The sequence below is a fragment of the Blastococcus sp. URHD0036 genome (assembly GCF_000701365.1).
GTDB lineage: Bacteria > Actinomycetota > Actinomycetes > Mycobacteriales > Geodermatophilaceae > Trujillonella.
The window spans coordinates 89,829-114,863 of the sequence record NZ_JNIK01000021.1; the positions used below are offsets into that span (position 1 = coordinate 89,829).

Annotated in this window: 26 protein-coding genes and 1 riboswitch; of the genes, 12 read left to right on the forward strand and 14 right to left on the reverse strand. The window is 74.0% G+C overall.

All coding sequences use genetic code 11. The annotated features are described in order from the left end of the window. Nucleotides 1-6 precede the first annotated feature (6 nt). The gene (locus N555_RS0122570) at nt 7-582 is read left to right on the forward strand and encodes a TetR/AcrR family transcriptional regulator (RefSeq protein WP_051684378.1); all 576 of its coding nucleotides are present in this window, start codon (nt 7-9) and stop codon (nt 580-582) included. On the opposite strand, the gene N555_RS0122575 is transcribed toward N555_RS0122570, so the two are convergent. Continuing rightward, the gene (locus tag N555_RS0122575; protein ID WP_231503095.1) at nt 579-1,343 is read right to left on the reverse strand and encodes a lysophospholipid acyltransferase family protein; all 765 of its coding nucleotides are present in this window, start codon (nt 1,341-1,343) and stop codon (nt 579-581) included. The genes N555_RS0122570 and N555_RS0122575 overlap by 4 nt on opposite strands. A 112-nt stretch (nt 1,344-1,455) precedes the next feature. On the opposite strand from N555_RS0122575, the gene N555_RS0122580 reads away from it, so the two are divergent. Both N555_RS0122580 and N555_RS0122585 read left to right on the forward strand, forming a co-directional pair. Next, on the forward strand, nt 1,456-2,262 hold the full coding sequence (locus tag N555_RS0122580) for an alpha/beta hydrolase (protein ID WP_034512118.1): 807 nt from the start codon (nt 1,456-1,458) through the stop codon (nt 2,260-2,262). After that, a complete protein-coding gene (locus N555_RS0122585) occupies nt 2,259-2,939 on the forward strand; it encodes a DUF308 domain-containing protein (protein ID WP_029433764.1) in 681 nt (226 codons plus the stop codon). The genes N555_RS0122580 and N555_RS0122585 overlap by 4 nt, the downstream gene beginning before the upstream one ends. On the opposite strand, the gene N555_RS0122590 is transcribed toward N555_RS0122585, so the two are convergent. From N555_RS0122590 to N555_RS0122605, 4 genes are read right to left on the reverse strand one after another with little or no spacing between them, the layout of a single operon-like run. Next, on the reverse strand, nt 2,936-3,895 hold the full coding sequence (locus N555_RS0122590) for an ROK family protein (RefSeq protein ID WP_034512121.1): 960 nt from the start codon (nt 3,893-3,895) through the stop codon (nt 2,936-2,938). The genes N555_RS0122585 and N555_RS0122590 overlap by 4 nt on opposite strands. Further along, nucleotides 3,896-4,240, reverse strand: coding sequence for a hypothetical protein (locus N555_RS27125; protein ID WP_051684379.1), 345 nt, complete (start codon nt 4,238-4,240; stop codon nt 3,896-3,898). Further along, nucleotides 4,237-5,376 (reverse strand): ArsA family ATPase, encoded by a 1,140-nt coding sequence (locus tag N555_RS0122600; protein WP_029433767.1) that lies wholly within the window; start codon nt 5,374-5,376, stop codon nt 4,237-4,239. Before N555_RS0122600 ends, N555_RS27125 begins: the two co-directional genes overlap by 4 nt. Before the next feature lie 5 nt (nt 5,377-5,381). Then, nucleotides 5,382-5,813, reverse strand: coding sequence for an SRPBCC family protein (locus N555_RS0122605; protein WP_029433768.1), 432 nt, complete (start codon nt 5,811-5,813; stop codon nt 5,382-5,384). A gap of 160 nt (nt 5,814-5,973) precedes the next feature. Between N555_RS0122605 and N555_RS0122610 the strand changes: the two genes are divergently transcribed. After that, on the forward strand, nt 5,974-7,767 hold the full coding sequence (locus N555_RS0122610; protein ID WP_029433769.1) for an AMP-dependent synthetase/ligase: 1,794 nt from the start codon (nt 5,974-5,976) through the stop codon (nt 7,765-7,767). 64 nt (nt 7,768-7,831) lie between these two features. Here N555_RS0122610 and N555_RS0122615 read toward each other — a convergent pair whose 3' ends face one another. The 5 genes from N555_RS0122615 to N555_RS0122635 form a co-directional block, all read right to left on the reverse strand. Then, nucleotides 7,832-8,953: a glycosyltransferase family 4 protein gene (locus N555_RS0122615; RefSeq protein ID WP_029433770.1), complete on the reverse strand. Its 1,122-nt coding sequence runs from the start codon at nt 8,951-8,953 to the stop codon at nt 7,832-7,834. Continuing rightward, nucleotides 8,950-10,218 carry a M48 family metallopeptidase gene (locus N555_RS0122620; protein WP_029433771.1) on the reverse strand — a complete coding sequence of 423 codons (1,269 nt, stop codon included), beginning with the start codon at nt 10,216-10,218 and terminating at the stop codon, nt 8,950-8,952. The genes N555_RS0122615 and N555_RS0122620 overlap by 4 nt, the downstream gene beginning before the upstream one ends. 84 nt (nt 10,219-10,302) lie before the next feature. Further along, the gene (locus tag N555_RS0122625) at nt 10,303-11,301 is read right to left on the reverse strand and encodes a C40 family peptidase (protein ID WP_231503096.1); all 999 of its coding nucleotides are present in this window, start codon (nt 11,299-11,301) and stop codon (nt 10,303-10,305) included. A 118-nt stretch (nt 11,302-11,419) separates the two neighbouring features. Then, a riboswitch (cyclic di-AMP (ydaO/yuaA leader) is annotated at nt 11,420-11,564 on the reverse strand. 207 nt (nt 11,565-11,771) lie between these two features. After that, nucleotides 11,772-12,080 carry a hypothetical protein gene (locus N555_RS0122630; protein ID WP_029433773.1) on the reverse strand — a complete coding sequence of 103 codons (309 nt, stop codon included), beginning with the start codon at nt 12,078-12,080 and terminating at the stop codon, nt 11,772-11,774. Nucleotides 12,081-12,146: 66 nt separating this feature from the next. Continuing rightward, complete coding sequence (locus N555_RS0122635) at nt 12,147-13,880, reverse strand: NlpC/P60 family protein (RefSeq protein ID WP_051684380.1); 1,734 nt, start codon at nt 13,878-13,880, stop codon at nt 12,147-12,149. 209 nt (nt 13,881-14,089) lie between these two features. Here N555_RS0122635 and N555_RS0122645 point away from each other — a divergent pair, with 209 nt between their 5' ends. Both N555_RS0122645 and N555_RS0122650 read left to right on the forward strand, forming a co-directional pair. Further along, nucleotides 14,090-15,982, forward strand: coding sequence for a DEDD exonuclease domain-containing protein (locus N555_RS0122645; RefSeq protein ID WP_081866424.1), 1,893 nt, complete (start codon nt 14,090-14,092; stop codon nt 15,980-15,982). Further along, complete coding sequence (locus N555_RS0122650) at nt 15,979-16,257, forward strand: Lrp/AsnC family transcriptional regulator (protein ID WP_029433776.1); 279 nt, start codon at nt 15,979-15,981, stop codon at nt 16,255-16,257. Before N555_RS0122645 ends, N555_RS0122650 begins: the two co-directional genes overlap by 4 nt. Before the next feature lie 7 nt (nt 16,258-16,264). On the opposite strand, the gene trpD is transcribed toward N555_RS0122650, so the two are convergent. Both trpD and N555_RS0122660 read right to left on the reverse strand, forming a co-directional pair. Next, entirely contained in the window at nt 16,265-17,311 is a 1,047-nt protein-coding gene (trpD, locus tag N555_RS0122655) for an anthranilate phosphoribosyltransferase (protein WP_029433777.1), read from the reverse strand. 5 nt (nt 17,312-17,316) lie between these two features. Beyond that, the gene (locus N555_RS0122660; RefSeq protein WP_051684381.1) at nt 17,317-17,748 is read right to left on the reverse strand and encodes a hypothetical protein; all 432 of its coding nucleotides are present in this window, start codon (nt 17,746-17,748) and stop codon (nt 17,317-17,319) included. Nucleotides 17,749-17,878: 130 nt separating this feature from the next. On the opposite strand from N555_RS0122660, the gene N555_RS0122665 reads away from it, so the two are divergent. Genes N555_RS0122665 through N555_RS0122680 form a run of 4 tightly spaced genes read left to right on the forward strand, consistent with a single transcriptional unit; the run spans nt 17,879 to nt 22,167 of the window. Further along, a complete protein-coding gene (locus N555_RS0122665; RefSeq protein WP_029433779.1) occupies nt 17,879-18,490 on the forward strand; it encodes an aa3-type cytochrome oxidase subunit III in 612 nt (203 codons plus the stop codon). Between the two features lie 7 nt (nt 18,491-18,497). Then, nucleotides 18,498-19,379, forward strand: coding sequence for a cytochrome bc1 complex diheme cytochrome c subunit (locus N555_RS0122670; protein ID WP_029433780.1), 882 nt, complete (start codon nt 18,498-18,500; stop codon nt 19,377-19,379). Beyond that, nucleotides 19,376-20,488 (forward strand): cytochrome bc1 complex Rieske iron-sulfur subunit, encoded by a 1,113-nt coding sequence (locus N555_RS0122675; RefSeq protein WP_051684382.1) that lies wholly within the window; start codon nt 19,376-19,378, stop codon nt 20,486-20,488. Before N555_RS0122670 ends, N555_RS0122675 begins: the two co-directional genes overlap by 4 nt. Continuing rightward, the gene (locus tag N555_RS0122680) at nt 20,488-22,167 is read left to right on the forward strand and encodes a cytochrome bc1 complex cytochrome b subunit (RefSeq protein ID WP_029433782.1); all 1,680 of its coding nucleotides are present in this window, start codon (nt 20,488-20,490) and stop codon (nt 22,165-22,167) included. The genes N555_RS0122675 and N555_RS0122680 overlap by 1 nt, the downstream gene beginning before the upstream one ends. Nucleotides 22,168-22,690: 523 nt before the next feature. Here N555_RS0122680 and N555_RS0122690 read toward each other — a convergent pair. Together N555_RS0122690 and coxB are read right to left on the reverse strand one after the other, a co-directional pair. Then, nucleotides 22,691-23,092 carry a cytochrome c oxidase subunit 4 gene (locus N555_RS0122690; RefSeq protein ID WP_029433784.1) on the reverse strand — a complete coding sequence of 134 codons (402 nt, stop codon included), beginning with the start codon at nt 23,090-23,092 and terminating at the stop codon, nt 22,691-22,693. Between the two features lie 51 nt (nt 23,093-23,143). Then, nucleotides 23,144-24,025: an aa3-type cytochrome oxidase subunit II gene (gene coxB, locus N555_RS0122695; RefSeq protein WP_029433785.1), complete on the reverse strand. Its 882-nt coding sequence runs from the start codon at nt 24,023-24,025 to the stop codon at nt 23,144-23,146. A 286-nt stretch (nt 24,026-24,311) separates the two neighbouring features. On the opposite strand from coxB, the gene N555_RS0122700 reads away from it, so the two are divergent. Together N555_RS0122700 and N555_RS0122705 are read left to right on the forward strand one after the other, a co-directional pair. After that, the gene (locus N555_RS0122700) at nt 24,312-24,677 is read left to right on the forward strand and encodes a metalloprotease (protein ID WP_029433786.1); all 366 of its coding nucleotides are present in this window, start codon (nt 24,312-24,314) and stop codon (nt 24,675-24,677) included. Next, nucleotides 24,667-25,005, forward strand: a complete 339-nt coding sequence (locus N555_RS0122705) for a DUF3817 domain-containing protein (protein WP_029433787.1) — start codon at nt 24,667-24,669, stop codon at nt 25,003-25,005. The genes N555_RS0122700 and N555_RS0122705 overlap by 11 nt, the downstream gene beginning before the upstream one ends. Nucleotides 25,006-25,035 lie beyond the last annotated feature (30 nt).

Consider the following 25,035-nt stretch of genomic DNA (forward strand, 5'->3'; position numbering starts at 1 on the left):
GACGACGTGGTCGCCCCTCCCCCGCCCCGGGTCCGCCGATCGGCCGGGGACCGGCGCGCCCAGCTGGTGGCGATCGGACTGGAGCTGCTGCCGGCGACCCCGGTGCAGGAGCTGACCATCGACGAGGTGGCGCGACGGGCCGGCATCAGCCGGAGCCTGCTGTTCCACTACTTCGCCAGCAAGCGGGACTACTACACGGCGGTCACCCGGGCGGCGGCCGACGTGCTGCTCGAGCACCTCTCCCCGCGCCCCGGCGTGCCCGCCGACGAGCAGGCCGCCGGCATGCTCGAGCGCTACGTCGGCTGGGTGGAGACCTACCGGGACGCGCACCTGTCGTTCGTCCGCGGCGCCGCGGCCGGCGACCCGTGGGTGGCCGAGGTCTACGAGGAGACCCGCGAGCAGCTGGTCGACCTGACGCTCGGCGCGCTCGGGCTGCCCGACGACCCCCGCCGGCGTCAGCTGGTCCGGGCCTGGTTCGCCTTCACCGAGGACCTCGTCGACCAGTGGGTGCGGGAACCCACGTTGGACCGCGCGGAGCTGGTCGCGCTGCTCCGGACGTTCCTCGACCGACTGCTCGTCTAGCTGGCGAGGGTCTCCGGGGCGCGGGTCGCGGCCTCCGACGGCGGCGGCTGCAGGCCGCTGACGGCCTCCGAGGCGCTGATGCCGGTGCTGTCCATCGACTTCTTCACCGAGGCGCCGTAGACGTCGACGTACTCCTGGCCCGACAGCGTCATGACCTCGTACATGATCTCGTCGGTCACCGAGCGCTCGACGAACCGGTCACCGGCCAGCCCCTCGTAGCGGCTGAAGTCCAGCGGCCGGCCGAACGTCACGACCACCTTCGGCAGGTGCCGGCCGATGACCGGGATGTTCCGCTTCCGGTAGACCATGGCCACCGGCACCACGGGCACCCCGGTCTCCAGGGCCATCCGCGCGACGCCGATCTTGCCGCGGTACAGCCGCCCGTCGGGCGAGCGCGTGCCCTCGGGGTAGATGCCCAGCAGCTTGCCGTCCCGGAGGATCGAGGTGCCGGTGCGGATGGCGTCCTCCGCGGCGGACGCGCTCGACCGGTCGATCGGCACCTGGCCGGCGCCGGAGAAGAAGGCCCGCTGCAGGAAGCCCTTCACGCCGGTCCCGGTGAAGTACTCCGCCTTGGCGAGGAAGGTCACCCGCCGGCGCAGCTGCAGCGGCATGAAGACCCAGTCGGCCGCGGAGAGGTGGTTGCTGGCGAGGATGGCCGCGCCGGTGCGGGGCACGTTCTCCACACCGTCGGCCTGCGGCCGGCAGGCGAGCGTCACCCACGGACCGATGCCCACGAACTTGAGGAACCAGTAGAACAACACGCCTCCCTCGACGAACTGTCAGACTAGGGAGCCGCGCCGCGGTTGGACAATCCGCCCGTCCCCGTACCGCACCCGCCGCCGGAGCCGAGGGTGCCGCCCGCCGAGGAGATCCGTGTCACCCACCGCACCGACCGGGGGACCGTCGACCGTCGTCCCCGGCGCCGAGCCCTTCGCCCTCGCGGGCGGACCGGCCGGTGCCGGCACCGGCGTCCTGCTGGTCCACGGCTTCACCGGGTCCCCGTTCAGCATGCGGCCGTGGGGCGAGCACCTGGCGGCCGAGGGCTTCGCCGTCCGCGCCCCGCTGCTGCCCGGGCACGGCACCCGCTGGCAGGACTGCAACCTCAGCACCGAGCAGGACTGGGTCGACGCCGTCACCGGTGCCTTCGACGAGCTGCGCGCCGAGTGCGACCGCGTGGTGGTGGCGGGGCTGTCCATGGGCGGGACGCTGGCGATCCGGCTGGCCGAGCTGCGCCCCGACGACGTCGCCGCGCTGGTGCTGGTCAACCCCTCGCTGCTCACCGAGCGGCTCGACGCCAAGCTCCTCCCCCTGCTGGCCCGGCTCACGCCGAGCTGGAAGGCGATCGCCAACGACATCAAGAAGCCCGGGGTCGACGAGCGGGCCTACGCCAAGCTCCCCACCCGCGCGGTGCTCGGGCTGCGCCGGCTGTGGACGGCGACCCGGGCCGACCTCGCCCGGGTGACCGCACCGCTGCTGGTCTTCCGCAGCGTCACCGACCACGTGGTCGAGCCCGCCTCCGTCCGGGTGCTCCTCGCCGGGGTCACCAGCACCGACACCACCGAGGTCCTGCTGGAGGACAGCTACCACGTGGCGACCCTCGACAACGACGCACCGGAGATCTTCGGGCAGTCGGTGGCGTGGCTGCGCGAGCGCTTCCCCGCGCCGGGGGCCGGCTCGTGAGCGAGCCGCGGCGCGGCCGGGGGCGGCAGGACAACGGCCTCGACGCGGCGCTGTGGTCGCCGCTGCGCGACGTCGACCCGCGGGTGGGCGAGCACCTGCTCGAGGTGCTGCGCGAGGCGGGCATCCCGGCCTACCTGGAGCCGGCCACCGACGTCGGCCCCTACACCCGCACGGTCTTCCTCCCGAGCCCGCCGATCGACCGGCTGTTCGTCGACCGCACCCGGGTCACCGAGGGCAGGGAGCTGGTCGCGCAGCACGGCGACGAGGACGCGCCGGCCCCCGAGCGCCCGGCTCCCCGGCGGGAGGTGGACGAGGAGGCCGAGTGGGCGCGGATCGTCTCGGCCTTCGAGGCGGAGAACGGCCGGCTCGTGGTGGACCGCGCACCGGCCGACCTGCCCCCGCCGACCCCGCACGAGGTGCCGGTGCTCGACCGGCCCGACGAGCACTTCGAGCCCCCGCCGCCCCCGCCGGTCGGGCTGCCCTCGCCGCACGTGCTCTACGCCGTCCTGCTCATCGCGGTCGGCGCCCTGCTCGTGGTCGCACCCGGAGTGCTCGGCCTGACCCTCGACGTCGGCCTCGTGCTGGGCGTGGCCGCCGTGGTCGGCGGCGTCTTCCTGCTGGTCTCCCGCATGCGCGAGCGGTCGGTGGAGGACGGCGACGACGGGGCGGTCGTCTAGCCGCTCTCGGCGCGGACGAGGTCGGCGGCACCGACCAGCCCCGCCTGCGGTCCCAGGACGGCGGCCACCACCTGCGGCCCCGGCCGGAAGCCCCGCCCCGGCAGTGCCCGCTGCAGCCGTTCGCGCGCCGGACCCAGCACCGCCTCGCCGAGTGCGCTGACCCCTCCGCCGATGACGACGACGTCGGGGTCCAGCACGGCCGACAGGTCGGCGATGCCCTGCCCCAGCCAGTGCCCGACCTCCGCGACGAGCTCGCGGGCCAGCGCGTCGCCGGCCTCCGCCGCCTGCGCCACGACCTCACCGGTCAGGTCGGCCGCGCGGCCCGACACCCGCTCGAGCAGCGCCGCGGCCGCCGCGGGGCTGCTGTGCGCGATCTCCCGGGCGGTCTGGGCCAGCGCGGTGCCACTGGCGTACTGCTCCCAGCACCCGCGGTTGCCGCAGGCGCACAACCGGCCGTCGGGGACCACGCGCATGTGCCCCCACTCCCCCGCCACCCCGTGCGCGCCGCGCTGCAGCCGGCCACCGAGCACGATGCCGCCCCCGATGCCGGTGCCCAGCGTGACCATGAGCGCCAGCTCCGCGCCCCGGGCGGCACCGAAGCGGTACTCGGCCCAGGCGGCGGCGTCCGCGTCGTTGCCCACCCAGAGGGGCAGCCGCAGCCGGCGCATGAGGTCCCGCCGCAGCGAGGTGTTGCGCCAGGCCAGGTGCGGACTGAACAGGATCGTGTCGCCGCTGCGGTCGAACCAGCCGGCCGCGCCGACCCCCACGCCGACCGGGAGCTCGTCAGCGGCAGCCGTCAGCTCGGCGACCACGGCCACGATGGCGCCCTCGGTCTCCGCCGGTGACGCCCCGGGCGTGCTGCGGCGTGCCGTCGAGAGCACCGTGCCGTCGGCGGTGACCAGCCCGCCGGCGACCTTGGTGCCGCCGATGTCGACGCCGACGGCGGTCCCCTCCACCTAGGCGATCTCGATGTGCTGCACCGCCGGGGCGCCGGGGCCGTCGGCGGTCCCCTCCTCCGGAGCGGCCTGCGGCGCGGTCCGCGGCGGCTCGGCGGCGAGCGTGCGCAGAGCGGCGGCCGCGGCGGTCAGCGCGTCCGCGATCGCCGCGGTCACCTCCGGCCGCTCGCCCCGCAGGACGCCCGCCGCCTGGCACAGCGGGCACCAGCGGCAGTCGCTGCCGTGCGCGGCACTCGCCTCGGGACCGGCGTCGCTCCCCTGCGGCGGCGGGCCGGCGGCGAGCGCCTGCCCCAGCCCGGTCACCAGCCGTCGCGCCTGGTCGAGCCAGTCGTTGCCCGGAGTCATGCGGTGCTCCCCTCGGCGGCCAGCAGGTCGGCCGGCCACTGACGCGGATCGGGTGCGAAGTCGACGACCAGCCGCGCCCCGGCGGTACCGGCGCCGGCCAGGGATCCGCCGGTGACCACGCAGCGGCGCAGCAGCGCGTCCAGCCGCAGCGACCGCCGGGCTCCGCCCACCGTGAGCACGAGGTCGTCGTCCCACCGGGTCAGCCCCAGCGCGTCGCGGCGGGCGAACGGCAGCGGGACGGTCAGCTGCCAGCCGCCGGCCACACGCACCGGCGCGGGCGCCCCGGGGGCAGCCGCGGGCGGCGGGGCGTCGTCGGCGACCAGGGCGGCCAGCGCGTCGGCGTCCGCCGGGGACGTCGCCCTCTCGGGCACGTGCGCCACGGGGGCCAGGTCGGCGAGCGCGTCGAGGGCACGGGCCTGCTCGGCCGTGCGCGCGGACCACCACTCGCCGGCGCCGCCGTCGGGCAGCACGCGGGCGTGCACGGCGACCGGCCGCTGGCCGTGCAGCGCGAACACGGGGAGCGCCTCGCGCAGGACGGCGACCGCCGACTCCCGGGCCTCGGTCACCAGCCGCACCTCGGTGGCCGCGGGGTCGGAGAGGTCGACCCGGGAGAGCAGCCGCTCCACCACCGGCACGGCGGCCAGGACGGTGTCGACCGGCCCGGACCGGACGGCCCCGGTGCGCACCGCCGCGGTGCGGACCGCGCCGAGCATCCGCAGCCGGGTCGGGAGCGCCTGTCCGAGCCACCAGTGCAGCGCGCCGGGGAGCGCGAGCAGGGCCAGCGCCGAGTCCAGCGGGCCGGCGTCCACCACGACGACGTCGGCCTCCGCGCGGGCGAGCTCGGCCATCAGCGCGATCTCGGCCGCACCCGGCGGCGCGACGACGGAGCTGGCCGGCGGCAGCGAGAGGTCGGGCACCGCGCCCGCGAGGGCCGGCCCCACCGAACCCCAGAGCTGCTCGAACCCCTGCTGCGGATCCGGGACGACCACCTGCAGGCCCTCGACCGGCCCGAACGGCGCCGGGCGGCGCGACACCAGCACCGTGCCGCTCCCGGCCCGGGCGGCACGGACGGCCAGGGCCGCCGCCACGGTCGAGGTCCCGGCCCCGCCGGGGCCGGTCACGAGCACGGTGGTCACGGGGATCAGCCCTCGACGCGCTTCTTGAGCTCCTTGAGCGCGGTGTCGAGGATGACCTTCTCGGCCTTGCGCTTGATCATCCCGAGCATGGGGATGGAGAGGTCGATGGTGATCGCGTAGGTGACGTCGGTGCGGCCGCCGGACTCGACGAGCGTGTACGAGCCTTCCTGGCGCTTCTGCATCTGCCCCTTGACCAGCGTCCAGGAGACGCGGCGGTCGTCCTCCCACGTGTAGTCGAGGACGTAGTCGTCCTTGACCGCACCGGCGTCGAGGACGAAGTGCACCCGCTTGGCCCGGCCGTCCGGGCCGGTCTCGACCACCTCGACCCGCTTGGCGGCCGCCACCCACGTGGGGTACGCGTCGAAGTCGGCGATGACCGCCATCACATCGGCTGCGGGCGCCTCGACGACGATCGACTGGGTGGACTGGTCGGCCATGCGGAGCAGGCTAGCCGTTCCCCCGTCCGCCGCCCCGGTGAGACGCCCGCCTCAGCTACTCACCAGTAGCCGGCTGCGGCTAGATTTGCAGGCCACACGTCCCCACCGGGACGGGCCGGGCGACGGTGCCCGGGTCCGGTGCGGGGAGAGAGGACCAGGCGTGCGCGAGTTCAGCGTCCCGGCGACGACCGAGGTGGGGCCGGACGAGGCCCTGACCGACATGCTGACCGAGAACGTCACCGAGCACGGCGACGAGGTGGGTCTGCGGATCCAGCGCGGCGGCCGCTGGGAGGACGTGACCTGGCGGGAGTTCGGTGAGCAGGTCCGCGGTGTCGCCAAGGGGCTGATCGCCGCCGGTGTGCAGCCCGGCGACCGCGTCGCCCTGCAGGCCAAGACCCGCTACGAGTGGACCGTCGTCGACTTCGCGATCTGGACGGCCGGCGGCGTCGTCGTCCCGGTGTACGAGACGTCCAGCCCCGACCAGGTCGCGTGGATCCTCTCCGACTCGGGCGCGACGGCCATGATCGTGGAGAAGGGCGAGCACGCCTCGGCGGTGGACGCCGTCCGCGACCAGGCGCCGGACCTCGGCCCGGTCTACGTGATCGAGGACGACGCCCTCGGCACCCTCACCGCCGCCGGCGCCGAGGTGCCCGACAGCGAACTCGACGCCCGCCGCGCCACGCTGAACGCCGACAGCCTGGCGACGCTGATCTACACCAGCGGCACCACCGGCCGGCCGAAGGGCTGCGAGCTCACGCACCGCAACTTCCTGTTCGAGATCGGCAACGGCATGAGCCTGCTCGACCGGTTCATGAACGTGCAGGGCTCGCTGCTGCTGTTCATCCCGCTCGCGCACGTGCTGGCCCGCGTCCTGCAGGTCGGCGCCGTCAAGACCCGCACCGTCATCGGCCACACCCCCGACGTGAAGAACCTCGTCGAGGACCTCGGGGAGTTCAAGCCGACGTTCGTGCTGGCCGTCCCGCGGGTGTTCGAGAAGGTCTTCAACCAGGCGAAGGCCAAGGCCGAGGGTGACGGCAAGGGCAAGATCTTCGACAAGGCCGCCCAGGTGGCCATCGACTGGTCGCGGGCCCAGGACACCGGCGGCCCCGGCATCGCACTGCGGGCGCAGCACACCGTCTTCGACAAGCTCGTCTACGGCAAGCTGCGCGCCGCGCTCGGCGGCCGCTGCCTGGGCGCGATCTCCGGCGGCGCTCCGCTCGGCGACCGGCTGGGCCACTTCTTCCGCGGCATCGGCGTGCCGGTGTTCGAGGGCTACGGCCTCACCGAGACGACGGCGGCCGCGGCGGTCAACCACGACGACGCGCTGCGCATCGGCACCGTGGGCCGGCCGCTGCCCGGCGTCGGCTTCGCGATCGCCGAGGACGGCGAGATCCTCATCCGCGGCGGCGTGGTCATGCGCGGCTACTGGAAGAACGACCAGGCCACGGCGGAGGCCATCGACGCCGACGGCTGGTTCCACACCGGCGACATCGGTGAGATCGACGCCGACGGCTTCGTCAAGATCACCGGTCGCAAGAAGGAGATCCTGGTGACCGCGGGCGGCAAGAACGTCGCCCCCGCCGTCCTCGAGGACCGGCTGCGCGCGCACCGGCTGATCAGCCAGTGCATCGTCGTCGGCGACCAGCGGCCCTTCATCGGCGCGTTGATCACCCTCGACGAGGAGGCCCTCCCGCAGTGGCTGGAGTCCAAGGGGAAGCCGGCCGACACCAAGATCGCCGACCTGGTCGACGACGCCGACGTGAAGGCGGAGGTCGACGCCGCGGTGGCCGACGCCAACAAGGCGGTCTCGCAGGCCGAGGCGATCAAGAAGTACAAGGTGCTGGCCACCGACTTCACCGAGGACAACGGGATGCTCACGCCGAGCCTCAAGCTCAAGCGCAACGTGGTGATCAAGGAGTTCGGCGACGAGGTCGAGTCCCTCTACACCCGTTAAGGACCCCCTCGCCCCCCACCGCTCGCAGACTCGCGGCGGGCCCCTGCGAGGGGGCCGCCGCGAGTCACTGGAGCAGACCGGCGAAGGTGTCGGCGATGTGCGTCCACGACCAGCGCTGCTCGACCCACGCCCGTCCCGCCGCTCCCATGGCCCGGGCCCGCGCGGGGTCGTCCAGCAGCCCGGACACGGTGTCGGCCACGACCTCGGGCGAGCGGGGATCGGTCACCACGCACCCGGTGATGCCGTCCCGCACCGCCTCGGGAGCGCCGCCGGAGGTGCCGGCCACCACGGGGAGGCCGCAGGCCGCGGCCTCGAGGTAGACCATCCCCAGTCCCTCGACGTCGAGACCGCCGCGCCTCGTGCGGCACGGCATGGCGAACACGTCCCCGGCGGCGAAGTGCTCCGGCAGCTGCCCGGGGGCGACCGGCCCGGTGAGGACGACGGAGTCCCCCAGCCCCCTCCCGCTCACCTCGCGCCGCAGGGCCGACTCCTGCGGCCCGCCGCCCACCAGCAGCAGGCGCGCGCGGGGATGCCGGGCCAGCACCCGGGACCAGCCGGCGACGAGGACGTCCTGCCCCTTGCGCGGGACCAGCCGCGACACGCAGACCACGACCGGGCCGTCGCCCAGGCCGTGCCGGCGGCGCACCTCCGTCCCGTCGACCGCCGGGGAGAAGACGTCGACGTCCACGCCCGGCGAGAGCTGGGCCAGCCGGCCGCGGCCGGCCAGCGCCGGTTCCAGCCGGCTGCGGGTGTAGTCGCTGATGTAGGTGAGGACGTCGAGGTCCCCGGCGATGCGCCGCATGAGCTGGCGGCCGCCGGGCACCGCCACCCAGCCCGTCTCGTGCCCGTGGGTGATGCCGATCTGGCGCTCCACCCCCGCCGCACGCAGCGCCGGCGCGAGCAGCCCCAGCGGTGCGGCCGCGCCGTAGACCGCGCTGTCGCAGCCGTACCGGCGGGCCAGTTCGACGGCGGCGCGGCGGGTGGCCGGCGTCGGCAGGAGCATGCCCGTGGGACGGCGGACCACCGGGTAGGGCAGCGCGGCGTCGTAGGCCTCCCAGCCCGGCGAGCGGGACGCCAGCACGACCAGCGACTCCGGCGGGCGACGGGCCAGGAGCGCGGCCACGAACGTCTGGATGCCGCCCTGCCGGGGTGGGAAGTCGTTGGTGACGACCAGGGTCCGGCTCATCTCCGGCCCTCCGCCCGGAGCCAGTCCTCGGCGAACGCCAGGCGCTGCGCCGTGGTCGGGTGCGAGCCGAAGAACCAGTGCCAGGCCGCCGGCGGATCGGGATCGGAGATGTTGGTGGCGGCCAGCCGCTCCTGCATGGCGGTGAACGCCGCGGCGTCGCCGGTGAGGTCGAGCGCGTGCAGGTCGGCGCGGGCCTCCACCTGCCGCGACACCAGGTTCTGCACCGGCGTCGCGACCAGCGTGCCGACGGCGATCAGGAACAGCAGGAGGGGCACGACCCGGGGGTCACCCGGGGAGTCGACGCCGGCCCGGCGCAGCAGCGGCGTCCAGCTGAGCAGCCAGCCCAGCAGCGCGACGGCACCCGCCGCGCCCAGGGCGCCCATCAGCGTCCCGGTGAGGACGTCGTCGTCGGACACGTGCCCCAGTTCGTGGGCGACGATCGACTCGATCTCGTCGTCGGGCAGCCGGTCGAGCAGCGTGTCGTAGAGGACGATCCGCCGGGTGCTCCCGAACCCGGAGACGTAGGCGTTCAGCGCCGTCGTCCGCCGGGAGGCGTCGGAGACCAGGACGTCGTCCACCGGGGTGCCGTTCTCCTCCGCCAGCTCCAGGAGGTCGGTGCGCAGCTGGCCGGCGGGCAGCGGCTGGAAGCTGTTGAACGCCGGCTCGATGACCACCGGGTAGAGGAACGAGCCGACGACGACGAGGGCGGCGGCTGCACCGGCCGCCCACGCCCACCACCACCGGGGCACCCGGCGGATGAGCCAGACGAGCAGCAGCAGGCCCGCACCGGTCAGCGCGGCGTCGATGGCCAGGGAGACGCCGACGTCGCGCAGCCACAGCGGCCAGCTCCGGGTCGACAGCTGGTAGCGGTGCCGCACGATCTCGCCGTAGACGGCGATCGGCAGCGTGACCAGCCGGCCGATCGCGAGGATGGCGAGCGTGCCGAGCAGGACCTGCCAGACCCAGCCGCCGCCCAGCGGACGGGCCACGGCCCGCACCAGGCGCGCGCCCAGCGGGGTGAGGCCCAGGACGGCGGAGACCGCGAGGCTCAGCACCAGCGCGGCCAGCGACGCCGGGCGCAGCGCTCCGGCGAAGGACTCCGCCCGCCGCACCACCTCGGCCGGCAGGCCGGCGGTGGGATCGGGACGGGTGGTACCGCCCGGCAGGTCGGGCAGCAGCGTCCACGGCGTCCGGAGCACCACCACGAGGACGAAGGCCGCACCGAGGACGACCGCGGCCACGAGCGCGGCCCGGCGGGCGGACACGCCCCGAGCTTAGAAGCACCGGGCCGGTGACCCCTGGAGGGATCACCGGCCCGGAGCGCGTGCGGGTGCGGGTGCGGGTGCGGGCTACACGATCCGGCGCATGGCGGTGATGCCGCCCATCGAGTCGATGCTGACGACCTTCACCGGCTGGCTCTCGGTGGAGGCGTGCACCATCTGGCCGTTGCCGATGTACATCGCGACGTGGCTGACCGGGCTGTAGAAGAACAGCAGGTCACCCGGCTGGAGCTCGCCCCGGGAGACGGCCCGACCCATCTGGGACTGCATGCGGCTGGAGTGCGGGAGGCTGACCCCGGCCGCGGCGTAGGCGTACTGCGTGAGGCCGGAGCAGTCGAAGGCGTCCGGTCCGCCGGCGCCGAACACGTACCGGTCGCCGACCTGGGCCAGCGCGGTGTCGACGGCGGCCTGGGCGGAGCCGCTGGCGGCCGCCGGACGGGCCACCGCGGCCGGTGCGACGGGACTGCCGGTGTGCACGACCTCGGCCTGCCGCACCTGCTGCTGCTGGGCGGCGGTCAGCGCGGCGAACTGCTGCCGGTAGTCGGCGATGTCGGCCTGGAGCTGGGCCTCCTGGGCGCTGAGGTCGTCCAGGGTCTGCTGGGCGGCGGCCGCGGCGGCGTCCGCGTCCGCCTGCGCCTGCTCGGCCTGCTCGGCGGCGTCGGACACCTCGTCCAGCACGCCGGTCGTGTGGCCGGCGATCTGGTCCAGCATCGACATGCTGCTGACGAAGTCCTCGGCCGAGTCGCTGGTCATGAGCAGGTCCAGCGTGGCGAAGTCGTCGCCGGTCCCGGTGTAGGCGCTGCGGGCCACCTGACGGATCTGGCCGTCGAGCGCGTCGAGCTGGGCCCGGCTCTGCTCGACCTGCTGGTGCGCGGCGAGGGCGGCCCACTGCTGCTGGGCCAGCACCTCGCGGGCCTCGTTCACCTGCTCGCTGAGCCCCTCCAGCCGCTGGCTGGCGTCGGCGGCGAGCTGGGCGGCCTGCTGGGGCGTGGTCGCGGTGGCCGGATCGGCGGCCGCGGTGCCGGGCAGCGTGGTGATCGCCAGCGCTGCGGCGGTCCCGATCAACACCCCGCGGGCGACCCGGCGGGAGGAGGGACGGGCGGACCCGGCCGGTCGGCCGGGATGGAGCTGTACTCGTGCATGCCCCAGGGCAGGGCGAGGCGTCGCCACGGTCGGCGGCTCTCCGTTCTTCCTCAATCACCGCCTACCGAGTTAGCTGACGGGTTCGGGCTGGGAAGACGTGCCCTATCTCTGCGCGGCCGTGAGGACGCACACGAGAACTCACCCCAGTGCTGCGGTGGGTCCCCGGCTCACCTCGGCGTTCACGCCGCCCGTGAGGGCGATGCGGACACCAGCGGTGACTCGGCGGTGTCCGGCCGAGGCCACCCCGTCGGGGGCGGCGACCACCCGGTCGGACGGGCCCACGCTACGGAGGACATGCACATGTGACAAACGGGGGCAGCGTGAGTTGTGGGAATCAACACGATTCGCAGGCTCGCCACTCCGGTGGGTCACCGACACGGCCGGTGGGTGCCCCGTCAGCCGATCCGCCGGTGCCCGCCGCTCCCCTCACCGGTGCCCGGGCGGTGCCGCAGCGGGGGCACCAGGCCCCCCTCGGCAAGCGCGCGGACGGCCCGGCGCTCGACCTCGTCGAGCTCCACGACGACGCCGCTCGCGGCACCCTCGTACGGCTGGTCCTCGGCGGCCGGGTGGGGCGCCCGGCGGGTCATCGGCACCACGGCCGGATCGGTGTCCTGCCATCCAGGCGGGACCCCCAGCAGCACCGTGACCACGCAGTCGGCGCAGCCGGCCCCGCGGGCGGTGCAGGTGTCGCAGTCGATCAGCATGGCCGCTCTCCTCCCGGTCCTCTCGTCGGTGAGAGCGACGCTAGGTCCGCCCACCGACAGTTCCGGTCAGGTCCCGGCGAACTCCCAGTGCCAGGGCTCCTCGCGGCCGTTGCCGGGATCGGCCCACGTGGGGTGCAGCCAGCCGAACCGGCCGGCGTTGGCGACCATCCACCGGTACTGCGGCGTGCCGTACCCGTCGATCCCCCCGCACAGGTCGACCGCCAGCCCCCAGCCGTGGTTGCTGGTGCCGGGCACCGCCGCGAGGGCCGGCTTCTCCCCGTAGAGCCGGACCTGGCCGGCGTAGGTGCGGTAGGAGTCGGTGATGCAGATGGGCGACCCGAACGCGGCGGTGTAGGCGGCGTCCATGGCCCGGTAGGAGGCCGCGGCGTCGCAGCGCAGCGAGTGCGCCCCGGAGCCGAGCTCGCACAGCGCGCTCGGCGGGATGAGGCCGTTCGGGTAACCGCCCCAGGACCGCGCCCCGTCGAAGCTGGGCGGGTAGACGGTGTTGCCGCACTCCACCCGCAGCGCTCCCGGGGTCACGCCGGGCGCGGCCTCCGGCGGGCGCTGCCCGAGCGTGGGCCGGCCGATCATGAGGACCTGGTCCATCGGCAGCGAGCGGACGACGACCGCCCCAGCACGCGCGTCCGCGGCCAGCATCGAGCGCGTGTCGAGCGCCAGGCCCACGTGACCGAGTCCCGCCTCGGGTGTCCCCAGGAAGACCAGGTCCCCCGGGAGCACGTCCTCCTTCGCGATCGGCCGGGTGACGGCGAACAGCCCGGCCTGGTCGCCCGGGAGCTCCACGCCGGCGGCGCGGTAGGCCGACTGCACCAGCGATCCGCAGTCGTAGGACTCCGGCCCCGCCGTCCCCGGCGCGTAGGGCAGACCCAGCCGGTCCATGACCGTGGTGACCGCCGTGACCGCCTCCCGGGGCAGCACCAGCAGCGACGTCGGCTGACGGGGCAGCTGGGCGGCACCGGGCTGGGCGCTGCCGGTGACCGAGCCGACCGGCGCCAGCCCGGCCGGGAGGCCCGCGATCGGGTCCAGCAGCTCCGCGGCCGGCGGCGAGGTGACCCCGGCCGCCACGAGTTCGTCGAGGTAGGCGCGCCAGTTGGCGGCGGTCTGCTCGTCGACCTCGACCTGCTGCCGCTGCAACTGCGCCAGTTGGCGGTCGACGTCGCCGAGCGCGGCGTCCAGCTCCCCGGTCACCGCGGTGGCGGCGTCCTCCAGGGCCTGCACCTCCGCCGCCACCTGGTCGGCGCGCGCCTGCGCCTGCGCCAGGGACGCCGCGGCGCGGTCCCGCTCGGCCACGGCCGCCCGGCGCTGCCGTTCGGCCGCGCCCACGACCTCGGCGGCGTGCGCGTCGACCGCCTCGAGGTAGCCCATGGCGGCGACGACCTCCCCCGGCTCGCCGCCGGAGAGCAGCAGCGTCAGGGGGGTCAGCGCCCCGCCGTCGCGGTAGACGGCGGAGGCGTAGTCGGCCACGGCCTCCTGGTACCCGGCCAGCTGAGTCTCGAGGTCGGCGACCACGGACTCCGCCGCGGCGGCGTCGTCCCGGGCGTCGGCGAGCGCCTGCTCGGCCGCGACGACCTCGCCCTGGTGGGCCAGGAGGTCGGCCTGGACCTCCGCCGCCCGCCGCTGCAGCTCGTCGAGGGCGTCGCTGTCCAGCACGCCGGTGGTGCCGCCGGGCTGGTCGCTCGGGGCGGCCGCGGCCGGCCCGGCCAGCGCCAGCACGGTGGCGGAGGCGACCGCCGCCAGGAGGACCGACGGACGACGTGCGCGCCACCGGGTGCGCGGGAGCATCGATCACCTCTTGCCGGGGCGGGGACCGCCCTGGTCCCCGACGTGCATGGTGACCCCCGTCATGGCGACGCGCCACCGCGACCAGCGCATTCGCCCGGCCGGGGGAACCCCGCACCGTCCTCCGGGCCACCGGACGGCCGTCGCGGGGCCGGCCGGGCACCCGGCGTGGGTCCCGGAGACTGTCGGTGGCCCGACCTACCGTCCGCCGCGTGCCACCGTCCACCGCTCCCGCCCCCGGGTGGGTCCCCGGGGCCTCCGCCGCCGGGGCCGGGCCGGCGCCCCGGTTCGACCCGGGCCCGCGGTACGTCCAGGGCACCATCGAGGAACTGGGCACCCCCCTCGCCGGGGTCACGTTCGTGGTGGTCGACCTGGAGACCACCGGCGGGTCCCCGCGCGACAGCGCGATCACCGAGATCGGCGCCGTCAAGGTGCGCGGCGGCGAGGTGCTCGGGGAGTTCCAGACGCTGGTCGACCCCGGCCGGGAGATCCCGCCCTACATCAGCGTCCTGACCGGCATCACGACGACGATGGTCACCGCGGCGCCGCGGATCGGCAGCGTGCTCCCCGCCTTCCTGGAGTTCGCCCGGGGCGCGGTCCTGGTGGCCCACAACGCCCCGTTCGACCTGGGTTTCCTCAAGGCGGCGTGCGCCGAGAACGGGATCGCCTGGCCCGCCGCGGCCTCGGTCGACACCGCCGTCCTCGCCCGCCGGCTGCTCAGCCGCGACGAGGTGCCCAACTGCAAGCTGGCGACCCTCGCGCCCTACTTCTCCGCCACCACCGATCCCTGCCACCGCGCGCTGGCCGACGCCCGCGCCACCGTCGACGTCCTCCACGGGCTGTTCGAGCGGCTCGGCCCGCTGGGCATCACCTCGCTGGAGGAACTCACCGGCCTCACCCGGCGGATCGACCCGGAGCGGCGCCGCAAGCGGCACCTGGTGGACGACGTGCCCGGCGGGCCGGGCGTCTACGTCTTCCGCGGGCCGAAGGACGAACCGCTCTACGTGGGGACGTCGAACGACCTGCGCAGCCGCGTGCGCAGCTACTTCACCTCCAGCGAGCAGCGCAGCCGGATCACCGAGATGGTGGCGCTGTCCCAGCGCGTCGAGGCCATCCCGTGCGCCCACGACCTGGAGGCGGCGGTCCGCGAGCTCCGGCTGATCGCCGAGCAGAAGCCCCGGTACAACCGCCGGTCCCGGTTCCCCGAGCGCGCGCTGTGGATCCGGCTGACCGACGAGGCCTTCCCGCGGCTGTCGATCGTCCGGCGGGTCCGGCCGGGGGCCGGGGTGTTCCTCGGCCCCTTCCCCGACCGGCGGGCCGCCGACGCCGCGGCCGCGGCCATCCACGAGTCCCTGCCACTGCGCCAGTGCACGCCGCGCCTGTCGGTCCGGGTCCTCGGCACCGCGTGCGCCCTCTTCGGCATGGGGCGCTGCGGTGCGCCGTGCACGGGCGCCCAGACCCCCGAGGAGTACGGCGAGATCGCCGCCGTGCTGCGCGCCGCGGTCGCCGCCGATCCGGAGGCGCTCGTGGCGCCGCTGCTCGCCCGGGTGGACCGGCTCGCCGCCGACGAGCGGTTCGAGGACGCCGCGGTGCTCCGCGACCGGATCGCCGTCCTCGTGCGCGCCGTGCGCCGCCGCCAGCGGCTGGAGTCGCTCGCCGCCGTCCCGCAGCTGGTCATCGCCCGGCCCGACGGCTCCGGCGGCTGGCACCTGTCCGTCATCCGCCGGGGGCGGCTCGTCGCGGCCGGCGGGGCGCCGCGCGGCACGTCCGTGCGGCAGACGCTCGCCGGCCTGTTGTCCACCGCGGAGACGCCGTTGGCCCCCGACGGCGAGCTGGCCGCCACGGTCGACGAGACGGAGCTGGTGCTGCGCTGGATGGAGAAGCCCGGCACCCGTCTGGTCGAGGTCGACGGCACTCTCGCCTGCCCCGTCCCGGGCACCGGCTCCTACAGCGCCTTCCTGGACCAGGTCGACGCCGGCCGCCGCGAGCGCGAGCCGTTCGCCGACGGCCGGGCGCTGGGCACGCGGGCCCGGCCGGACCGGGTCTCCCCGGCGCCGCGCGGCGCGGGCGGCCGGGTGCCGCCCCGGCTAGCATCCCCGGCGTGATCACCGCCATCGTCATGATCGACGCGGCCACCGACGCCATCCCCGAGGTAGCCCAGGCCGTGGCCGACCTGGAGGGCGTGAGCGAGGTCTACTCGGTCGCCGGCGACACCGACCTGATCGCGATCGTCCGGGTCCGCGAGTTCGAGCAGATCGCCGAGGTGATCGCCGGCCGGATCAACAAGGTCCCCGGCGTGCTCGAGACCGACACCCACATCGCCTTCCGGTCCTACTCCCGGCACGACCTCGAGGCCGCGTTCGCCATCGGCCTCGAGTAGCGCCCCGTCAGCGGGCCGGCGCGACCTCGCGGCTGACGGCCACCCACCGGTCCAGCAGCGCGGCGGCAGCCCCGTCGTCGACGGCCGCGGCCGCCCGCGTCATCGCGGCCGCCAGCGCACCGTGCAGGTCGTCGCCGATGCCGTCGAAGGCGGCGAGGGCGGCCGCCGCGTTGAGCAGCACCGCGTCGCGCACGGGCCCCCGCTCCCCGCCCACCACGCGCCGGAAGACGTCGGCGTTGAACGCCGGGTCGCCGCCCCGGAGCGCGTCGACCGAGGCCGGGGCGATGCCCAGGGCCGCCGGGTCCACCCGGTCCGGCCGGACGTCCCCGTCGCCCACCACCCACACCGCCGACGTCGTCGCGGTGGTCAGCTCGTCGAGGCCGTCGTCGCCGCGGAACACCAGCGCGCGGGTGCCGCGGCCGGCGAGCACGGCGGCCAGCACCGGGGCCATCCGCAGGTCGGCGCAGCCGATGGCGGCGGCCACCGGGCGGGCGGGGTTGGCCAGGGGCCCGAGGAAGTTGAAGACGGTGCCGATGCCCATCTCCCGCCGCGGCGCCCCCGTGAACCGGAACCCGGGGTGGAACACGGGCGCGAAGAAGAAGCCGATCCCGGCCTCCGCCACGCACCGGGCGACGGCGGGCGCGGGCAGGTCGATGACGACGCCGAGGGCCTCCAGCACGTCCGCCGACCCGGAGGACGACGACGCGGCCCGGTTGCCGTGCTTGGCCACGGGCACGCCTGCCGCGGCGGCGACCACCGACGCCATCGAGGAGATGTTGACGGTGTGCGCGCCGTCGCCGCCCGTGCCGACGACGTCCACGCAGTCCACGGCCAACTCGACGGGGGTGGCGCGGGCGAGCATCGTGGCCGACAGGCCGGCGACCTCGGCCGGCGACTCGCCCTTGGCCCGCAGTGCCACGGCGAAGGCGGCGATCTGCGCGGGGGTGGCCTCGCCGGCCATGATCTCGCGCATCGCCCAGGCGGCGTCGTCCGCGGTCAGGTCCTCCCGGCCGAGGAGCCGGGTGAGCAGGCCCGACCAGGTGGGGGTGCCCACGACGCTCAGCGGCGGACGGCCGGCACGCCCACCCGGGACCGCAGCACGTCGGCGACGACGCGGGGGGCGGTCAGCGGGTCGAGCGGCATCGGCAGCGTGGCGTCGGCCTGCGACCAGTGGGCCAGCCACCGGTCGGGCTGCCTCGCGATGAGGACGCACAGCGCCGGGCGGTCGGCGAGCTCGACCGTGATCTGGCGGGCGAGCGCCAGGCCACCGGTGGGCTGCGCCTCGCCGTCGAGGACGCAGAGGTCGATGCCGCCGGCGTCCACGGTGTCGATGACGTCCTCCCCCGTCGCGCACTCGATCCAGGTGATCGGGCCGACGTCGGCAGCGGGCCGGCGACCCACCACCGTGCGCACCAGCTCCCGCACCTCGGGCCGGGAGCTGTAGACCAGGACGGTGGCCGCGACGGCCGGGCTGGCTGAGGGCGAACTCACGTCGGGGAGCCTAGTGCCCGCGATCTCCCGGCACGGGGAGCGCGCGGGAGGATCTCGACCCGGTCACGGAGCACGCCACGCCCGATGACCCACGGTCGTCCCTGTCGGCGGGCGGTGCCATGATGGCGGCGTGACAACGGCTCCCGTCGCGAGCGGCACCTTCGACACGTCCAGGGTGCACTCCCTGACCCGACCGAACATGGTCAGCGTCGGCACGATCGTCTGGCTCTCCAGCGAGCTGATGTTCTTCGCCGGCCTGTTCGCCATGTACTTCACCGCGCGTGCCCGGGCGGTGGACGGCTGGCCTCCGGAGCCGACCGAGCTGAACCTGCCGTACGCGCTCACCTTCACCGTGATCCTGGTCGCGTCCTCGATCACCTGCCAGCTCGGCGTCTTCGCCGCGGAGCAGGGGAACGTCTACGGCCTGCGGCGGTGGTTCACGATCACCTTCGTGATGGGCCTGATCTTCGTGCTGGGCCAGGCGAACGAGTACCGCACCCTCGTCGAGGAGGGCACGAAGATCAACACGAGCACCTACGGGTCGGTCTTCTTCCTCACGACCGGGTTCCACGGCCTGCACGTGATCGGGGGCCTCGTCGCCTTCGTCTACCTGCTCATCCGGTCCACGATGGGCCGTTTCACGCCGGCACAGGCGACCTCGGCGATCGTGGTCTCCTACTACTGGCACTTCGTCGACGTCGTGTGGATCGGGCTCTTCGCCACGATCTACCTGATCCGCTAGGGAACCGGTGTCCACCACGAACCCGCAGTCCGACGCCCGGCCCGACGACGAGCCGCGCCGCGCACGCCTCCGCCGGTCCCGTCCGGCCGAGGGCACCCCGGCCGCCGCCGCGCGCTCGCGCCGGCTGTCCAAGACCCGCCGCCGGGTCGCCAACGTCGCCGGCCTGATGGCCGCCCTCGTGCTCACCGGCGGGCTCTACTCGACGATCGCCCCGGCCCAGGCCGAGGAGCCCGAGGCCGCCGGTGACCCCAACTACGAGGCCGGCCGGGAGATCTACGAGAACAGCTGCATCACCTGCCACGGCGACAACCTCGAGGGCGTCGAGGGCCGCGGCCCGTCCCTCATCGGCGTCGGTGGTGCCGCCGTCTACTTCCAGGTGCACACCGGTCGCATGCCGCTGGTCCGCCAGGGCGAGCAGGGTCCGGACAAGCCCGTCGTCTTCAGCGACGAGGAGATCGACCAGCTGGTGACCTACGTGCAAGCCAACGGAGGCGGCCCCGCCGTCCCCACCGGCGACCTGCGCGACGGTGACCTGGCGCTGGGCGGCGAGCTGTTCCGGCTCAACTGCTCCTCGTGCCATAACTTCGTCGGCGAGGGCGGCGCGCTCTCCTCGGGCAAGTACGCGCCCTCCCTCGAGGACGCCACCGACACCGAGATCTACACCGCGATGCTGACCGGGCCGGAGAACATGCCGGTCTTCGGGGACAACCAGCTCACCCCCGAGGAGAAGCGCTCGATCATCAACTACGTCCAGACCGTCAAGGAGATGCCGGACCCGGGTGGCGCGGGGATCGGCCGCACCGGCCCCGTCGCCGAGGGTCTGGTCATCTGGCTGGTCGGGATGAGCGCCCTGTTGTTCGGGATCTTCTGGATGGGGACCAAGGCGTGACCACGCACGACACCCGCCCCGGCTCGGCCGGCGGCGCGGACACCGCCGGACCGCTGCACGGTGGGCCGGACGACGACTACACCCCGGAACAGCTCGCGGCGATGCCCCGCGAGGAGCTGGACCGCCTGGGCGCCTCCTACGACGGCGTGCAGATCCTGCACGTCGACCCTGGCCCGGAGCCGGGCTCTGCCCTCGAGCGGCGCTCCGTCCGGCAGGTCGGCACCGTCTTCGCCCTCGCCGGTCTCGCCGCCTTCGGCTTCGTCGTCATCTACATCGGCTCCGGCTGGTTCCTCCCCGAGTGGGAGTGGACGATCGACAGCGGCACCTGGAGCTCGTGGTTCACCCCGATGCTCGGGGTCCTGATGGGTCTCGCGCTGATCCTCGTGGGCCTCGGACTCGTGCTCTACACCCGCAAGCTGCTGCCGCACGAGACCGCGGTGCAGGACAAGCACGACGGGTCCCACTTCGACCGGGTGACCACCGGGGCGACCCTGGTCGGCGGCCTGCACAACAGCGGCCTGGCCCGGCGCAAGCTCATCACCCGGTCGCTGGCCTTCATGGGCGGCGGCCTGGGCCTGATGCTGCTGATGCCGCTGGGCGGTCTGATCAAGAACCCGAACACCGGGAACCCGCTCGGCACCACGTCCTGGGCCCCCGGGGTGCGCCTGGTCCGCAACGACGGCACGCCGATCCGCCCGGGCGACGCCGTCCCCGGCTCGCTCGAGACGGTGTTTCCGGAGGTGCCCGGCGGCAACCGCGAGGCCGACGCCGCCACGATGCTGATCCGGCTGCGTCCGGAGCAGGTCGCCGTCGAGGAGCCCCGCGAGGGCCAGGACGGCTTCGGCTACGGCGACTACGTCGCGTTCTCCAAGATCTGCACGCACGCCGGCTGCCCGGTGTCGCTGTACGAGCAGGAGACCAGCCGCATCCTGTGCCCCTGCCACCAGTCGCAGTTCCTCGTCACGCAGGGCGCCAAGCCGGTCTTCGGGCCGGCCACCCGCGCGCTGCCCCAGCTACCGCTGGATGTCGACGAGGACGGCTACTTCGTGGCGCGCAGCGACTACCTTGAAGCCGTGGGTCCCACCTACTGGAACCGGGAGCGCATCTGATGGCTCGTACCGCCACGGCGCCCGGCGCCCCGACCAGCCGGCTCGGCAAGACCGCGCACGAGATCGACGACCGGCTGATCGTCGCCGGCCCGCTGCGCCGGACGCTGAACAAGGTCTTCCCCGACCACTGGTCGTTCCTGCTCGGCGAGATCGCGCTCTACTCGTTCATCGTCCTGCTGCTGTCGGGTACCTACCTGACGTTCTTCTTCGACCCGTCGATGCGCGAGGTCACCTACGAGGGCGCCTACGCGCCGCTGCGTGGCGTGGAGATGTCGGCGGCGTACGACTCGGCGCTCGACCTCTCCTTCGACGTCCGCGGTGGCCTCTTCATGCGGCAGGTCCACCACTGGGCCGCCCTGCTGTTCATGGCGTCGATCATCGTGCACCTGCTGCGCATCTTCTTCACCGGCGCGTTCCGCCGGCCGCGGGAGACCAACTGGCTCATCGGCGTCGGGCTGCTGGTCCTGGCCATGCTCGAGGGCGCGACCGGCTACACCCTCCCCGACGACCTGCTGTCGGGCACCGGCCTCCGGATCATCAGCGCGATCATCCTGGCCATCCCCGTGATCGGGACGTGGGCGCACTGGGCGGTCTTCGGTGGCGACTTCCCGGGTGAGCTGATCATCGGGCGGTTCTACATCGTCCACGTGCTGCTGATCCCGGCGATCCTGCTCGCGCTCATCGCCGTGCACATGCTGCTCCTGGTGAAGCAGAAGCACACCCAGTTCCCGGGGCCCGGCCGGACCGAGCACAACGTCGTCGGCAACCGGCTCTTCCCCACCTTCGCGGGCAAGGCCGGTGGTCTGTTCTTCATCGTGTTCGGCGTCATCGCCGCGCTCGGTGGGCTGGTGCAGATCAACCCGATCTGGCTGTGGGGTCCGTACAACCCGGCGCAGGTGTCCGCTGCCTCGCAGCCGGACTGGTACGTCATGTTCCTCGACGGGTCGACCCGGCTCTTCCCGGCCTGGGACATCAACCTGCCGGGCAACTACCAGATCCCGGCGCTGTTCTGGCCGACCCTCGTGCTGCCGGGCATCCTCTTCACGCTGCTGGCGCTCTACCCGATGATCGAACGGAAGCTGACCGGCGACACCGCGGCGCACCACCTGCTGCAGCGTCCCCGCGACGTGCCCGTCCGCACCTCGCTGGGCACCATGTCCGTGGCGTTCTACTTCTGGCTGATCATGTCCGGCGGCAACGACGTCATCGCCGACAAGTTCGACGTCAGCCTGAACGCGATGACGTGGGTCGGCCGGCTCGGGCTGATCGTGGTGCCGCCGCTGGTGTACGTCTTCACGTACCGCATCTGCCTCGGCCTGCAGAAGCACGACCGCGAGGTCCTCGAGCACGGCATCGAGACGGGCGTCATCCGGCGCCTGCCGCACGGTGAGTTCATCGAGGTCCACCAGCCGCTCGGCCCGGTGGACGAGCACGGCCACGGCCAGCTGGCCTACGGCGGCGCCTCCGTCCCGAAGAAGATGAACCAGATCGGTGGCGCCCGGCGCGCCATCCGGGGCTTCTTCCGGCCGATCGAGTCGCCGGCGGCCGTCGAGCTCGAGCAGCGGCAGGAGGAGCACGGCCTGGCCAGCGCGGAGTCCCGCGAGCTGACCAGCTCCGGTCGTCCCTCCGAGGGTGGCCGCCCCTCCGAGGGCGGCAAGCCGCAGGAGCCTCGCGACTGATCGACCCGTACGTCGAGAGGGCCCGGTGGACATCGTCCACCGGGCCCTCTCGCGTTCCGGGGCCATCGACCCGGCCCAGGTGGCGCCGAGGTGCCCTCATGGCCGTGGCCGACCCCAGGACGTGAGGTGGTGGCAGGAGGCGGTGGTCGTCGTCGGGACGGTCCCCTCCCCCGCTGCCGGGTCGTCCCTGGCGAGCGCCTGGACCGGAGGGGATCCGTGGGCGTGACACCGACCGATTCCCTCCGGGACCTCAGTCGGCCGGAGCGTCGTCCTCCAGCCGGCCATCCCCAGCACAGGAACGGCCGGCCGAGGGACAGCGCTCAGCCGTCGGTTGCGTCACAGACTCCTCGGCATGTCCCCGGCCCGAGCGGGTGCGCTGACGCGGCAGGAACGGTCCGGGAGCGCGGCGTGGGCGCACCCGCTCGGCGACGCCCACCTCCGGGCCCCACGGACAAACCCGGAGACGACGAAGGGCCCCTCCCGCCGGAGCGGGGAGGGGCCCTTCGTGGACGTACGGAGCGGATCAGCCGTGGGCGTTCTGGCCGACGTAGTACTCGAACAGGAGGCCGCCGACGGCGAGGATGATCGCCACGGCCCCCGTGATGATGAGCCACGGGTAGAAGAACGCCAGCCCCAGGGCCGTGGTCCCCACGGCGCAGGCGATGGTGAAGGGCCAGTAGCTGGCGGGGCTGAAGAAGCCCAGCTCGCCGGCACCGTCGGCCATGTCGGCGTCCTTGCGGTCCTCGGGCCGCGCGTCGATGCGCCGGGAGATGAACCAGAAGAACCCACCGACGAGGATCGTCAGACCCGCCGAGAGCGCCAGGGCCGTGGTGCCGATCGGCTCCTTCGCCCACACGCCGTAGACCACCGCGAAGGCGGCCAGGACGACGGAGATGACGCCAAAGACTGCTGCTTCGACCTTCACGAGCGTCCTCCCGGCTGCGTCGTGGTGGGGAACGTGTTCGGGGAGCCGGCGTCAGCCATCGGACCGCTGCGTGTCCTCGGCGAAGTCCCACGGCCGGGTGGCCACCGCTGCGCCACCGCGCTCCGGGTCCACCTCCTCCAGCGCGTCGAAGGTGCTGGCGCCGCCCTCGCGGAGCTGGAGGTAGCGGTCGTAGTCCTCACCGCTGAGCACGCGGACCTCGAAGTTCATGTACGCGTGGTAGGTCCCGCAGAGCTCGGCGCAGCGACCGACGTAGGCGCCTTCCTGGCCCTCCTCGATGGTGACCTGGAAGACGTTGTCCCGGCCGTTCTCGTTACCGGGGATCACGTCGAGCTTGAAGAGGAACTCCGGCACCCAGAAGGAGTGGATGACGTCGGCCGAACGGAGGAAGAACTGGATCGAACGGTCGGTCGGCAGGACGAGGATCGGGATCTCCTCGCTGTTGCCGACGGTGCTGACCTGGTCGGCCTCGTCCTCGGCCGTGTCGGCGTAGAGGAACTCCCAGTTCCACTTGAACGCCTGGACGGTGATGTTCACGTCCGGGTCGTCACTGCGGTCCTGGACCTCGTTCTGCACCTTCACCGTGAAGAAGAACAGCCCGGCGATGATCAGGAACGGGATGATCGTGTAGACGATCTCCAGCGGCAGGTTGTAGGCCGTCTGCCGGGGCAGCTCGTCGCCGCGCTTGCGGTGCCGCACGATCGACCAGCCCATGAGGGCCCAGACGAGGACGCCGACGATCAGGGCGGCGATGACCGACCAGATCCACAGGTCCTTGATGTCCTGCGACTGGTCCGTGATGCCCGCGGGCCAGCCCCAGCGCCAGAACTCGTTGTCGGGGGTGCACCCCGAGAGGGTCGGGACCCCCAGGAGACCGAGCGCGGCGACCCGCGCGAGCCTGTTGCCTCGAGCCACTGCTCGCTGCCTCCTCGTCCGCCGCCCGGAAGCCCGGACGGTCATCCCCGGCGGCGCCTCCCACCGGTCCGGGCGGGTGGTCGCGCACCGACCACAGTCTGCGGCGAGACTAGCCGACCCCGCTCGGCGGGTGAGCACCGGAGAGGTCCGACCCGCGGGGCCGTCGCCGGGTCGTGACCCGACGCCGGGGAACGCCCCGGGAGCGCCGACGACGCAGGCCCGCCGCGGTCGTGACGGCCCTCACGACCGGCACCGGACGCGACCGGCCGGCGGTTAGAGTCGGGGGGTGTTCTCCCGGCTGCTGACCCCCAAGTGGGTGGCGTTGCACCTGCTGGTGGCGGCGCTCTTCGTGGCCACGTTCTTCCTCGGGCACTGGCAGCTGTCCAAGGCCGAGGACGGCGGCGGCGCGGTGAACTGGAGCTACGCCCTGCAGTGGCCGCTCTACGGGTTCATGGGCCTGTGGTTCTACGTGCGCATGGTGCGCGAGGAGCTGCACCGCGACCCCGACGAGGACGAGCCGGGCAACGCGCTGGTCCTGTACCAGCGGCCGCGGATCGACACGACCGGCGACCCGGAGCTCGCGGCCTACAACGCCTACCTCGCCGAGCTCAACGAGAAGGCGCTCGGACAGGAGACCCCCCGTGGCCGTTGACACCCCCACCCTGACGCCGCAGGTCGCCGGGGCGCTCCTCCGGTACCGGGTGATGGCCTACGTCGTCGGCGTCATGCTGCTGGTGCTCGTGGCCGTGGCCATGCCGCTGAAGTACGCCGCCGACGTCCCCGAGGTCTCCGCGGTGGTCTCCCCCGTGCACGGCTTCCTCTACATCGTCTACCTGGTCACGGCCTTCGACCTGGCGCGGAAGTCCCGCTGGACGGCGAAGGGCACGGTGCTGGTGCTGCTGGCCGGCGTCGTCCCGTTCCTCTCCTTCTGGGCGGAGCGACGGGTCAGCACCCGTGTCCGCGCCGGCCAGCCGCTCTGACCGTCCCGCCCCGACCGACCTCCCCGGGAG

What these genes read in the sequence shown, in the direction of transcription:
- N555_RS0122635 (WP_051684380.1), bottom strand. Translation starts at nt 13,880, where the DNA reads ATGCTCCCGCGCACCCGGTGGCGCGCACGTCGTCCGTCGGTCCTCCTG.
- N555_RS0122615 (WP_029433770.1), bottom strand. Translation starts at nt 8,953, where the DNA reads ATGAGCCGGACCCTGGTCGTCACCAACGACTTCCCACCCCGGCAGGGC.
- N555_RS0122630 (WP_029433773.1), bottom strand. Translation starts at nt 12,080, where the DNA reads ATGCTGATCGACTGCGACACCTGCACCGCCCGCGGGGCCGGCTGCGCC.
- N555_RS27125 (WP_051684379.1), bottom strand. Translation starts at nt 4,240, where the DNA reads ATGACTCCGGGCAACGACTGGCTCGACCAGGCGCGACGGCTGGTGACC.
- N555_RS0122680 (WP_029433782.1), top strand. Translation starts at nt 20,488, where the DNA reads ATGGCTCGTACCGCCACGGCGCCCGGCGCCCCGACCAGCCGGCTCGGC.
- N555_RS0122605 (WP_029433768.1), bottom strand. Translation starts at nt 5,813, where the DNA reads ATGGCCGACCAGTCCACCCAGTCGATCGTCGTCGAGGCGCCCGCAGCC.